Source organism: Enterococcus sp. DIV1726a (genome assembly GCF_051710985.1).
GTDB classification, from domain to species: Bacteria; Bacillota; Bacilli; order Lactobacillales; family Enterococcaceae; genus Enterococcus_B; species Enterococcus_B hirae.
In genome coordinates this window covers 299,683-311,727 of record NZ_JBIOLS010000001.1, presented here as the reverse complement: position 1 = coordinate 311,727, position 12,045 = coordinate 299,683, and the positions used below count along the sequence as shown (strand labels likewise).

The window sequence follows — 12,045 nt, the reverse complement described above, 5'->3', positions numbered from 1 at the left end:
CTTTCTTAGACCATTCCTACATGATTGGTTTCTTTCTAATCCGTGCCATCACTCCCTCTAATTCTAATTCCTTATCTTCTGTGATATACCAACCACTCACTTGTGGTCCTCCGGAAGTTTGGGGTAGATATTCTAACCTTGTGCGTACCCAATGTTTTTCTTCGGTAAAATAATCTTCCACTAAAATCTCTAAATCAATTCCTGCAGAAAGAATCAAATTCTCTCGAACTGATTTGAACACAAAACGCTCTTTTTCTTCGTCGTACTTTAAGATCCCTGTATCTAAAATCGGCAAAGAGTAATAGTCTAATTCCCTCTTTACTTTCAATAAATGATGGAATACTTCATTGTAAACTTGTTCTAATTGCCGACCTTCTGAGTTATTCGGGTAATCGATCATCACACGTTCTTTTTTTGTATCATAATATTTATGATTAAGTTCCGTGAGATAATTATGTAATTTTGTTATTTCTAACTGTAGCTCTTCTCGTTTCGCTTCATCTATTCTCATCTATTTTTCCACCTTATTATCTCAGCTGTGTTTTCTCTATTTTCTCTTATTTTACTACAGATTTGTAAGTTAAGCGATGAAAAAAATCGTTCTTCCCCATGATACTGCCCGATGTCTTAGCATCCTAACAGTCATGTCTGTTATATTAGCTAACCTATCTGAGAAACTATCTATCAAACACCTATCCGAGATAAAAGATGTAAAATCGTTATCTAAATGTGAATAAACCGTTATTCGAAAAAACTTTTACGTGGATCATCATCCATAATCAACGACCGTCATTCAAAATCTTTTGAAAAAAATCGCTTAATCAAAAAATCGAAAAGTTCCAAAAATAGTTGCACCTATCTTTGAACCTCTTCGATTTATTTCTCTTTACTTACTCTTAATGAAAGACTTTATCCTTTTTAAACATCATATTGATGGTTTTCGTCAGCTATCACCACACTGCTATCATAACCAGTGATTTTTATATTGTTTTCTCCTTTGATCACTGTTTTGATTGGTAATTCTTCATTATTTTTTGTGACAGTTGACATCCCTAATAGATCAATATCTAATCCAATCTCTCCATTATCAAGAAAGTCTACATAGCAATTTTCTAACATAACTGTTCCTTGGGTATTTTTGAATCCATTTAAGAATAGATTCCCATACTTGGCATTCAATTCGATGTTTGAAATATCTGAATTATCAATATTTACATAACTTTGCACAGAATTTACTTTGACTTTTTTTCCATCAACTTTATTAAATGTAATGTATCCACCATTATTTGTAACGGAAACATTCTCACTCACTACGTCATTTAATAAAAGTTGTCCTTGCTCTCCTTCTAACACAAGTTGATCTAAAGGAAGTTCGCTAGGAACTGTCAGAGTGATTTTGGATGTGTTATTCATTACATGAAACAAGACGTTTTGTTCACGACCATTTCCGTTAATCGTCAAAGTATCTCCTTTAGTAGTGACTTGAGGTTTACTTGCTTTTTCATACGTAGAGTTAACTTCAAAATTTTTGCCACGTTTGATCTCAACTTGTTGGTATTGTGCATTGACCACTATTTTGTTGATTTTTTCTTTTGTCGATATCACTTGTGAGTCATGGTTCATTTCGACCAATTGAGGGCCATTTTCCCAAGCAAGGCTTCGGTGCGTCCCAAACGCATAGGTTGTCCCAGCAAGTAAGCCACCACTAACCATCAAGCCTAGACCAGCCATTAAAAAATATTTTAATTTCATCTTCACACCTCTTTTTCTTATAACTTCGACGAATGAATCGCACGTCTCGTTACAAAACGACGTCCAACCCACTTCACAAAATTCATCATCATTTTAAATATCCATTTTGTCATTTTCAGAAGGAGCGGCGCACAAAAGACGACGGTTCCAGTAGCGAATAGCCCTAATCCGACGTAAAATAATCCACTTTCTATCGACTGTCCCAACACACCAATACCCGAAACAACTGAAAATAATCCAAGTCCTAAAACAGTAATACAACCGACATAACCACCTACCAGCAAAGCGACTAATAGACATAATAACCCCACGATCACTGCAACAAAACCAATCGCCAAAGGAATCAACAGAGGGGAGGCACATAAGCCAATCACGATCATCCAAATCAACCGAATTTGTCGTTTAGAACTTCTTGGGTTGACTTCATCTGTTGCTGAATCATCTTGTTCAGAGAAATAATTGATTTTCAATTTAAGCGCAAACTGTTTAGGCGTACCATATTCTTCAATGATTTGATCAATTGTTTTGCCAGAATCTAAAAAATATTCTTCATAATATTGAATCAAATCGAATCGGTCATCTTCAGGAATCTCTTGGATTTCCTCTATTACCTCATCTAAATATTCATTCATGTTTATTATCCTCCAATAATCGATTTAAGGAATCTCGAAAGACGATCCACTCATCAATAATATCTTCTAACCGATTATACCCCGCTGGTGTTAATTGATAATATCGACGATTTCTTCCTTCAAAGGGTTCATCATAAGTATCTAAAAATCCTTCTTTTTTTAACCTTCTTAAGACGGGATACATCGTTGACTCACTTACCGACAGGCTTTCCTGTACGATTTTAGTCAACGCATAGCCATACATATCTTCTTTACTCAATGCAGCTAATACCGTGCCATCAAGTAATATCGTTGGAACTTGGATGTGCATTCCTTCACCTTCTTTTATACAATATCTTCTTTCACAACATATTATACTACATATAATATTGTTTTAAAATATAAATGTTGATTATTTTTAAATAAAACAGCATAATAGTCAGATCTAAAATCTATAAATAACGCTCCGAAATCAATTGCTGCTTCAGATTATTAGAGTTGAGCCATTTGAGAAAGACAAAAACATACTAAGATTAGTCGACGGAATACCTTACCCACTCATCTTAGTATGTTTCTTTTATCACGTAATTGATCTGGTTCTGGTTCATAATAAAACAATTGAACAGATCAACTACTTCATTATTAAAGTTTAGCTTTTTATTTTTTCAAGCTGATCACAGCTGTGGTTCCTACCTCAGGAATGCTGTTATAGCGTATCGTACCCTCATGCAATTCAAGGATTTTTTTTACCAAAGACAATCCCAAGCCATTGCCAGCCATCTGACGGCTTGTGTCTCCTTGATAAAATTTTTCAAAAATGCGATTTTGAGTTTCTTCGTTCATCCCTACACCTGAATCCGTTACTTCCAATAAAATATCTGTAGCATTTTGAGTCAAGCGAATTTCGATCTTGCCATCAGGTTGATTATACTTGATCGCATTATCCATGATATTCAACCACACCTGGTATAAAAATTCTTCGTTTCCCTCATAAAAGACCGTATCCAAATCGATATGCAACTTCAACCCTTCCCATTTAGGTTGCAAAAACACGATGACTTCTCGTATTTGTTCATCTAAACGAAATTTATGCTTTTCGATTTTGACACTTTGGTTTTCTAACTTATTTAGTTTCAAGATATTTTCAGTCAACTGTGAGAGCTGAGTAATATTTTCAATCAATCGTTGCAAAAACACTTGCTTCTCTTCTTCTGGAATATCTGGTGCTTGTAACAATTGGACATAGCCTTGGATCGTCGCTAGTGGTGTTTTAAACTCATGTGAAACACTCGAAACAAAATCATTTCTTAGCGTTTCGATGCTATTGAGTTCTTGGACCATCACGTTGAAATCTTTATATAACTGTTGGACTTCTGCGACTTTGGGAGGTTCCTCCATTCGAATAGAAAAATCTCCTGTAGCTACTTTACTCATATTTTTACGTAGTTCACTGATTGGCTTCAAGATCCTATGACCGACAAAGCCGGAGATTACCGTGCCGACGATCATGCTAAAAAAAGCAAAAACGAATAACGGATAGAGTGTTGGTCGTTCAGATGGCGTAACGTTTTGATGAGAAAGCAAAAAAATAAAGCCTAAGAAGCACAGTAGAGTCACTAATATTGAAACAAACACAATGCTAGCAAAGTAGATCCACAGTTGAGAGTATAATTTCTTTTTCATCTTTTGACCTCCGCTTTATACCCGAGTCCTCTAACGGTGATGAGCTGAAAATCTTCACTTGCTTCAAAACGTGTCCTTAATCGTTTGATATGTACATCGATCGTTCGTTCTTCTGTATTTGTATCCAACCCCCAAATATCGTCCATCAATTGTTGTCTCGTAAAAATCTTATTCGGGTAAGCTAACAGTTTGTAAAGCAAAAGAAATTCTTTCTGAGGCAGCACACTGACCTTTTCATTTTGTCTCACTTCATACGTTTCCTGATCTAAGGTAGTATTTCCAATGTTCAATTGATTACTATGATTGATTTTTGCTCGCCTTAATAACGCTTCCACACGTAAAACCATTTCATTGACATCTACGGGTTTCGTCATGTAATCATCCGTTCCTAACTGGAAACCACGTTTTTTATCTTCAAAATCGGCTTTAGCCGTGATCATCAGCACAGGAAGCTCTATTTTTCCATCTCGTAAACTTTCCAACAATTCATAACCATCCATCTCAGGCATCATGATATCGGTAATAATCAATTCTACATGAAAATTTTCCAATCGTGCTAGTGCTTCTGTTCCACTACTAGCTGTGACTACCGAAAACCCAGCATGTTCTAATACTGAACGATAAAGCAATTGTAAATTTTCATCATCTTCTACTACTAATATACGGTTCATTTTATTCCCTCGATTTTTTGAAAAATTTCTTGTTTCTCTCTGATTGTTCATATTGAGTTAACATTCATTGATTATACTGCGTTTATTGTTCTGATATACTTTTAAGTATACCGAATATTCTAATAAGAAAGAAGGACGAATATGCTACAACTTAAAGATATAAAGAAATATTATAAAGTTGGCGAAACAACGACTAAAGCATTAGATGGCGTATCTGTTGCCTTTAGAAAAAAAGAATTTGTTGCCATTCTTGGTCCAAGTGGTTCAGGAAAAACAACGATGTTGAATGTCATCGGTGGCTTAGACAACTATGATTCCGGAGATATGGTGATCAACGGAAAGTCCACAAAAGACTTTAAAGATAGTGATTGGGATGCTTACCGAAACAATTCGATTGGTTTTATTTTTCAAAGTTATAACTTGATTGGACATTTAGGAATCATCGAAAATGTTGAATTAGGGATGACACTTAGCGGTGTGGCAAAAGAAGAAAAACGCCAAAAGGCTGAGGAAGCCTTACGCCGTGTCGGTTTAACGGATCATATGCACAAAAAACCAAACCAATTATCTGGCGGACAAATGCAACGGGTCGCAATTGCCCGTGCTTTAGCCAACGATCCAGATATCCTCTTATGCGATGAACCAACTGGAGCTCTAGATACCGAAACAAGTATCCAAATCATGGAATTGATCCAAGAACTATCTAATGAGAAGCTAGTAATCATGGTTACCCATAACCCTGATCTTGCTCATCAATATGCAGATCGAATCATTGAATTTTCAGATGGTAAAATCTTGGCAGATTCACATCCTCATATCGAACGACCAAAAGATGATCAATTCAATTTACGTCGGACAAAAATGAGTTTCTGGACAGCCTTGAAACTTTCATTTAATAATATCCGCACGAAAAAGGGGCGAACATTTTTGACGTCCTTTGCTTCAAGTATTGGGATCATCGGGATTGCGATCGTCTTGGCATTATCTTCAGGCTTCCAAAAACAAATTGATAAAACACAGTCTGAAACGATGGCAAAATTCCCGATCACTATCTCCAAAGTGACAACCAATCGTTCAACAGATTCTGCTTCATTGGGTACTAGTAAAGCGGATTATCCAAATACAAAACAGGTAACTGCTAAAATCAGTGATGAAGATAAAGCACAGCACACCAATAAAATCGACCAATCTTATGTAGATTATGTCAAAGATATCGATCCTAATTTAAGTAATAATATTGGCTTTACTCGTGCTACTGGTATCAATATGCTTCGCCAAGTTGATGGTAAAGTGCAACCAGTAAGTTTCTCTAACCAAAACCCTGAAAACGAATCATTATCATTATCAAGCACGATGTCTGCTATGACGGGTGTCGGTGTTTCCAGTTTTCCAACACAGTTAGACAATCAAAAAGAAAACTTTTTAAAAGCGAACTATTCACTGCTTTCAGGCAGTTATCCTGCTTCTGCAAATGACGTGGTCTTGATCGTAGATGGTAACAACAATACAAATATCAATGCTTTGAAAAACCTAGGATTTGACGTAAAAGACGGTCAAAAACTAGACTTTGATCGCATTGTTGGGACAACTTTCAAAGTGATCAACAACAATGATTACTACACGAAATTACCTACTGGCAACTTTATTCCAAATACTGATTACGATACGATGTATGCTAATTCAACGAGTGAAGTAAAGATTGCAGGGATTTTACGAGTAAAATCTTCTTCAACAATGAATCTTCTTTCCCCTGGAATCGCATATAGTGATCAATTAACGACACAAATCGTTAACGAAAATAAAGATTCTGAGATTGTAAAAGCGCAAAAAGATAGTGATACGAATGTGATGTCCAACGAAAAAGTGGATGAAACAGCTAAACAATCACTGATCAGCTATTTAGGCGGTGACAGCATTCCAACTAGCATCATGATCTATCCAAATAACTTTGGTGACAAAGAAAAAATCCTTGATTACTTAGATGCTTACAACAAAGGAAAAGCAGAAGAAGATAAAATCATTTACTCTGACTTAGCAGGAACAATGACTGAATTGACTGGTGGATTGATGGATGCCATCACTTATGTATTGGTTGCTTTTGCTGGTATCTCACTAGTGACAAGTATGATCATGATCAGTATTATCACGTATACTTCAGTCATCGAACGTACCAAAGAAATCGGGGTGTTAAAAGCATTAGGGGCTCGTAAAAAAGATATCACTCGTGTCTTTGACGCAGAAACTTGTATCTTAGGAATCTCTTCGGGCTTATTAGGTGTTTTAATTGCTTGGTTAGCAACGTTCCCAATCAATCATTTACTCTATCAAATGACTGATCTAAAAAATGTGGCTCAACTGAACCCACTCCATGCACTGATCCTCGTGATCGTCTCTACGATCTTAACGATGTTAGGTGGGCACATCCCAGCAAGAATGGCTGCTAAAAAAGATGCGGCGATTGCTTTGCGGGCAGAATAAACGATTGATATTGTTTGAAGAGGGGGGCTTGTGCCTCTCTCTTTTTTCTACTATCTACTAATTTAAGATTTTGTTTTCTTCTATTTTAATTCTTTTAAAAAAAATAATTTTCTTATTATTTCAATCAACATCTTTCTCTTATTAATTACAAAAAATGGGCTGCTAATTAATTATTCCAAAAGTGAAGTTGTTTCTTGTTTAATTTTTTGGAATCACTTCTACAGAAACGATATCACCGATGTCTTTCTCAATTTTTTTACGAATATCTTTACGTATCCCTAAGATGTAGCAAATTGTTCCATCTTCGTTTTTCACTCCCATATTCACAATACTTCCCTCATATGCTACTCCATCAAATGTCGCTTGAACTTTGACTCGGCCTACACCAAACTCTTCTCTGAGATCATAAGGAAAAATGATATATGCGCCACCCTTACCTATTTCAGAAGCATAAATTTTTGACTGGAAAGAATATTTTTTTTGCATTTCCCCACCCCTTTTTTGTTCAGTATACCAAAAAAAAAGACCCTCCACAGCTGATCGTTCAACTGTAGGGAGGAGCCCTTTTTGAAATTAACTGATTCTTGCACTTACTTGATTAGCTGACTATTTATTTGCTTTGACTTCTTCAACTAATTTCGTTAATGCTTGTTGTTGGAATTGCGTTGCTAATTCTTTTGACAATGTTGCTTGTTCTTCTGGCGTCATGGCTGGATTTTCAGTCATAGCTTTCATCAGACCTTTTTGTACAAAAGCCTTTGCATCGCTTTCCATCGTACTTTGTTGTTCTTTTACTCGTTGCGCTAATGTTTTTGCTTGATCCGTACTTAATTCGATCCAATCAGCTGGAATTTTAAAGGTATTCACACGACTGGCATATTCGTGGTTATTATCCGCTAGATTGAACCAGAATTTATACATATCATTTTTATAGACCCAATAAGTTGTTTTTGCTACTTTTTGCGCTTGACCAGTCGTACGTTCTACTTTATTGGTTTCATTATCAGTACCGGTAGCTTTTGGTTTCTTTTGGTCTTCACTCGTACGGTAAAGGTAGACTTTTTCAGTCCCGTCACCTAATGCTTGATATAAAAGCATATTTGCACTATCTGAATCAGCACTTGATACGATGTTAGTGGTTTTCGTTTCAGTTACTTTTTCCATACCAAAATGGTTGGATAAATTAGCCACGATCAACCCTAAGGATGCCACAAAGACTAACCCAAAAAGTAATGATACAATTGTTTGCCAAGCTTTTTTTGCAAAGATATTCATTAGGGCAAAAGCCACTAAACTAATGATCAATACGAAAATAATCATGCTTTATCCCCCGCTTTCGCTAGAACAGGTTCTTTTCTCTTCAATAAGAAGGCAATCACAAAACCAATCACACCAAAGACGATCGCCACAAAGAATGCTGCGTGGTAACCAGATAATGTCGCATTGATCGCTTGGTCTTTATAAGTTAAAGGCGTGCTTTCTAAGACTGATTTTGCAGGTAGATTATCTTTTGTTACATTGGTCAATACACTGATCAAAATAGCTGTCCCAATCGAACTAGCAATTTGTCGGAAGGTATTGTTTACTGCAGTCCCATGACTGATCAGTTTGTTTGGTAAAGCATTCATACCAGATGTTGTTACTGGCATCATAACCATAGAGATCCCAAACATCCGAATCGCATAAAGAACAACAATATATAAAACAGGCGTTGTTTTTGTTAAGAAAGCAAATGGTGCTGTTGCAGCAGTTAGCACGAACATCCCGACAATCGCTAAACGTTTTGCACCGTGTTTATCAAAGATCGCACCTGTAATCGGCATCATCGCCCCCATAATCAAGGCACCGGGTAGTAACATCAAGCCAGAATGAAAAGCTGATTCGCCACGGATATTTTGGATATATAGAGGAACAACCATTTCAGCACCGACCATCGCCATATTCGTTACACCAGCTAAAACTGCTGCAATCGTAAAGGTTGATGATTTAAATACACGCAGTTCCAAGAATGGATTTTCCAAACGAAGTTGGCGCCATGCAAATAAGGCAATAAATATTACCCCTACGATCAAGAAGCCGATCACTTTCGCACTGCCCCATCCAGCATCACCGACACTTGAAAAGCCATAAAGCAAACTACCAAATCCAATTGTTGAAAGGATAGCAGATAGAATATCGATACTTGGATTTGATAACGGAATAACGCTTCGCATCAAGAAAAAGGCTAAGACCAAAACTAAGACGACAATTGGTAAGACCATACCAAATAGATCACGCCAATGATAGTTATCAATAATATAACCTGATAATGTTGGTCCTAAAGCTGGAGCCAATCCAATAACGATCCCTGACATCCCCATGGCAGATCCTCTTTTTTCTGGTGGGAAAATTGATAACATAATATTTTGTAATAAAGGCATTGAAACACCCACACCACAGGCTTGGATCAAACGTCCAATCAATAAAGTACTAAAGTTAGGGGCAACAAAACAGGTAATTGTTCCGATTAAAAAGACTGACATTGCTGATAAATATAAACTTCTTGAACTAAATTTATTGATCAGCCAAGCAGTAATCGGGATCATGATTCCGTTAACCAATAAGAACCCTGTTGTTAGCCATTGAACACTTGATGCAGAGATATCAAAATCTTTCATCAGCGTAGGAAAAGCTGTAGTTAATAAGGTTTGATTTAATACCGTACAAAAGGTACCAATCAATAAAACGACAACTAATAGTGTCCGATTATATGGTTTGCCGTAAATATCTACGGGTTGATTTTTATTCATATTTCTCCTTCTTTCTGAATTCTTTCTGAAACCACTTGAATACTTTAGTCCTATTTCGTTCATTTGTCAACCTACTTGACACATAAGTTATCCCAAGTATAATTAAGGAAAGTTAGACAACAAAAGGAGGGACAAAAATGGTAGGAGCATCCCTGAAACGTTTATTAGAAAATGATCATTTACTGGTAGGAATCAGTGAACTAAGTGAAATTGTCGGTGTGTCTCCACGTCAGTTACGATATTGGGAACAAAAAGAATTCATTCGTTCCGTTTCTACTGGTGTGAATTGTCCTCGAAAATATCAATTACCTACTGTTATCAAGGTTGAGATTATCAAAAAATATTTAGATGAAGGCTATACGTTGAACAAATCAGCTGAAAAAGCCGAAGAACGTCTAAAAAAAATGAAGCATGTCCGCAAAGTTTTTTCCAAAGCAATCAAAGAAATCGAATTGATTGATGAAAGATATACTGTTTTATTGATCGGTGATTTCAAAGAGACAACTGAAGACTCAAAACTTTATATCATCCACGATGAAGCAACAGACGAACTCACGTATAAAATTGTCCCCGTAAGCGAAAAAATTGATTTCGAACAATTATTGAAAAATCTTTAAGCAATGAAAAATAAAATGTAGTCAATTCTCCCAATTTCTCATGTGTTTTACCAAAACAGTTTAAGAAATTGACGATAATCGACTACATTTTTTGCTTCTTTTCTATCTTTTTCAATTCACTACTATCATTAAATGAAGTTATTCAATTAAGTTTATCTTATATTCTCTATTCCATTTATTATTTCTATCTTTTTTGCTCTTCTAATACGCTCGTCAACCAATTCGCATATTCTGTTTCTCGATTGATCGCATGGGATAAAATCAAATAGTGCCCATAATTTTCTTCTTGTTCTTTTCTTGTTGGAAATATCCTCTCTTGGCGTGCCAATAGATGCGCTCGCTTTTCTTCATGGAGATCCCGTTGCTGCTCAATGATCTCTCTCAACATCGGATCATTCACATCTTTCACAAAATATAATTTCAACACAAACTCATCTCGATTGACTGGTAATTCATTCGTTGGCGTCCGAATCCATTCGTTTAACAATGCCTTTCCTTCATCCGTTAATTGATAGACTTTCTTCTCCAATTTCATCCCTGTAATTTCAACTTCATGTTTGATGATCCCTCGTTCTTCCATTCTTGCTAATTCAGGATAAATTTGACTATGCTTCGCTTGCCAAAACTCACCGATTTCATTTTTGAACGATTGGTTTAATTCATAGCCTGTCATCTTTTTTTTACTCAACAATCCTAACAAAATATAGCGTAGCGTATTTTTTCTCGCCATGCTCTCTCCTCCTTGACAAATCCTTTTATTCATTCTATCATAATCACGTAATCAAAAACATGTATTTTATTACATGTTTTAATTTAAAAGGAGCTGTTGTTTCATGAAAGAATTTAAAGAACTAGAAGATTTTATCGGTACACACTTTATTTATACGTACGATAATGGTTGGGAATATGAATGGTATGCTAAAAATGACCATACTGTCGACTATCGAATTCACGGCGGAATGGTCAAAGGCCGTTGGGTCAAAGATCAAGAAGCAGATATCGTTAAGTTAACAGATGGCGTCTTCAAAATTACTTGGACTGAACCAACTGGTACTGACGTGGCCTTGGATTTCATGCCCAATGAAAAAAAATTACATGGAACGATTTTCTTTCCTAAATGGGTTGAAGAACATCCTGAGATCACAGTTACTTTCCAAAATGAACATATAGCTGAGATGGAAGCAGCACGTGAAAAATATGAAACTTATCCAAAATTGTTAGTACCAGAGTTCGCTAACATTACTTATATGGGCGATGCTGGTCTCAATAATGAAGATGTCATTAGTGAAGCTCCTTATGAAGGAATGCCTAGTGATATCCGAGAAGGTCGTTATTTTGATAAAAACTATAAACGGATAAAATAAGAATCATTCGTAGATTTGACTATTAGTCTTATACGAATAGGGAAAAACAACCATAGCATCTCATACTATGGCTGTTTTTT

The 12,045-nt window shown here is 36.1% G+C and carries 13 protein-coding genes; 3 read left to right on the top strand and 10 right to left on the bottom strand.

Translation table 11 applies throughout. The annotated features are described in order from the left end of the window. Positions 1-16 precede the first annotated feature (16 nt). From IGJ27_RS01455 to IGJ27_RS01430, 6 genes are all read right to left on the bottom strand, one after another. Positions 17-511 (bottom strand): DUF5348 domain-containing protein, encoded by a 495-nt coding sequence (locus IGJ27_RS01455; RefSeq protein WP_010720238.1) that lies wholly within the window; start codon positions 509-511, stop codon positions 17-19. A 407-nt stretch (positions 512-918) separates the two neighbouring features. Further along, entirely contained in the window at positions 919-1,752 is an 834-nt protein-coding gene (locus IGJ27_RS01450; protein ID WP_010736937.1) for a DUF4097 family beta strand repeat-containing protein, read from the bottom strand. 17 nt (positions 1,753-1,769) lie between these two features. Continuing rightward, positions 1,770-2,384, bottom strand: coding sequence for a DUF1700 domain-containing protein (locus IGJ27_RS01445; protein ID WP_010720241.1), 615 nt, complete (start codon positions 2,382-2,384; stop codon positions 1,770-1,772). Further along, the gene (locus tag IGJ27_RS01440) at positions 2,377-2,694 is read right to left on the bottom strand and encodes a PadR family transcriptional regulator (protein WP_010736935.1); all 318 of its coding nucleotides are present in this window, start codon (positions 2,692-2,694) and stop codon (positions 2,377-2,379) included. The genes IGJ27_RS01445 and IGJ27_RS01440 overlap by 8 nt, the downstream gene beginning before the upstream one ends. Positions 2,695-3,020: 326 nt before the next feature. Continuing rightward, positions 3,021-4,046 (bottom strand): HAMP domain-containing sensor histidine kinase, encoded by a 1,026-nt coding sequence (locus IGJ27_RS01435; RefSeq protein WP_010736934.1) that lies wholly within the window; start codon positions 4,044-4,046, stop codon positions 3,021-3,023. Beyond that, positions 4,043-4,717, bottom strand: coding sequence for a response regulator transcription factor (locus IGJ27_RS01430; protein ID WP_010720244.1), 675 nt, complete (start codon positions 4,715-4,717; stop codon positions 4,043-4,045). Before IGJ27_RS01430 ends, IGJ27_RS01435 begins: the two co-directional genes overlap by 4 nt. Positions 4,718-4,858: 141 nt before the next feature. On the opposite strand from IGJ27_RS01430, the gene IGJ27_RS01425 reads away from it, so the two are divergent. Next, entirely contained in the window at positions 4,859-7,195 is a 2,337-nt protein-coding gene (locus IGJ27_RS01425) for an ABC transporter ATP-binding protein/permease (RefSeq protein ID WP_010736932.1), read from the top strand. Between the two features lie 198 nt (positions 7,196-7,393). Here the strand turns inward: IGJ27_RS01425 and IGJ27_RS01420 are convergent, their stop codons facing one another. From IGJ27_RS01420 to IGJ27_RS01410, 3 genes are all read right to left on the bottom strand, one after another. Continuing rightward, positions 7,394-7,681, bottom strand: coding sequence for a DUF1905 domain-containing protein (locus IGJ27_RS01420; protein ID WP_034699260.1), 288 nt, complete (start codon positions 7,679-7,681; stop codon positions 7,394-7,396). Between the two features lie 120 nt (positions 7,682-7,801). Continuing rightward, on the bottom strand, positions 7,802-8,515 hold the full coding sequence (locus IGJ27_RS01415) for a DUF4811 domain-containing protein (RefSeq protein WP_178306225.1): 714 nt from the start codon (positions 8,513-8,515) through the stop codon (positions 7,802-7,804). Then, positions 8,512-9,984: an MDR family MFS transporter gene (locus IGJ27_RS01410; RefSeq protein ID WP_010736928.1), complete on the bottom strand. Its 1,473-nt coding sequence runs from the start codon at positions 9,982-9,984 to the stop codon at positions 8,512-8,514. The genes IGJ27_RS01415 and IGJ27_RS01410 overlap by 4 nt, the downstream gene beginning before the upstream one ends. A 137-nt stretch (positions 9,985-10,121) precedes the next feature. Here IGJ27_RS01410 and IGJ27_RS01405 point away from each other — a divergent pair, with 137 nt between their 5' ends. Further along, on the top strand, positions 10,122-10,601 hold the full coding sequence (locus IGJ27_RS01405; protein WP_010720251.1) for a MerR family transcriptional regulator: 480 nt from the start codon (positions 10,122-10,124) through the stop codon (positions 10,599-10,601). A 184-nt stretch (positions 10,602-10,785) separates the two neighbouring features. Here the strand turns inward: IGJ27_RS01405 and IGJ27_RS01400 are convergent, their stop codons facing one another. Continuing rightward, on the bottom strand, positions 10,786-11,331 hold the full coding sequence (locus IGJ27_RS01400; RefSeq protein ID WP_178306226.1) for a PadR family transcriptional regulator: 546 nt from the start codon (positions 11,329-11,331) through the stop codon (positions 10,786-10,788). A 103-nt stretch (positions 11,332-11,434) separates the two neighbouring features. On the opposite strand from IGJ27_RS01400, the gene IGJ27_RS01395 reads away from it, so the two are divergent. Beyond that, positions 11,435-11,965, top strand: a complete 531-nt coding sequence (locus IGJ27_RS01395; protein WP_034699269.1) for a phenolic acid decarboxylase — start codon at positions 11,435-11,437, stop codon at positions 11,963-11,965. Positions 11,966-12,045: the final 80 nt, after the last annotated feature.

Coding starts and splice junctions, on each gene's coding strand:
- IGJ27_RS01450 (WP_010736937.1), bottom strand. CDS start 1,752: ATGAAATTAAAATATTTTTTAATGGCTGGTCTAGGCTTGATGGTTAGT.
- IGJ27_RS01455 (WP_010720238.1), bottom strand. CDS start 511: ATGAGAATAGATGAAGCGAAACGAGAAGAGCTACAGTTAGAAATAACA.
- IGJ27_RS01415 (WP_178306225.1), bottom strand. CDS start 8,515: ATGATTATTTTCGTATTGATCATTAGTTTAGTGGCTTTTGCCCTAATG.
- IGJ27_RS01435 (WP_010736934.1), bottom strand. CDS start 4,046: ATGAAAAAGAAATTATACTCTCAACTGTGGATCTACTTTGCTAGCATT.
- IGJ27_RS01430 (WP_010720244.1), bottom strand. CDS start 4,717: ATGAACCGTATATTAGTAGTAGAAGATGATGAAAATTTACAATTGCTT.
- IGJ27_RS01410 (WP_010736928.1), bottom strand. CDS start 9,984: ATGAATAAAAATCAACCCGTAGATATTTACGGCAAACCATATAATCGG.
- IGJ27_RS01400 (WP_178306226.1), bottom strand. CDS start 11,331: ATGGCGAGAAAAAATACGCTACGCTATATTTTGTTAGGATTGTTGAGT.
- IGJ27_RS01420 (WP_034699260.1), bottom strand. CDS start 7,681: ATGCAAAAAAAATATTCTTTCCAGTCAAAAATTTATGCTTCTGAAATA.
- IGJ27_RS01445 (WP_010720241.1), bottom strand. CDS start 2,384: ATGAATGAATATTTAGATGAGGTAATAGAGGAAATCCAAGAGATTCCT.
- IGJ27_RS01425 (WP_010736932.1), top strand. CDS start 4,859: ATGCTACAACTTAAAGATATAAAGAAATATTATAAAGTTGGCGAAACA.
- IGJ27_RS01440 (WP_010736935.1), bottom strand. CDS start 2,694: ATGCACATCCAAGTTCCAACGATATTACTTGATGGCACGGTATTAGCT.
- IGJ27_RS01405 (WP_010720251.1), top strand. CDS start 10,122: ATGGTAGGAGCATCCCTGAAACGTTTATTAGAAAATGATCATTTACTG.
- IGJ27_RS01395 (WP_034699269.1), top strand. CDS start 11,435: ATGAAAGAATTTAAAGAACTAGAAGATTTTATCGGTACACACTTTATT.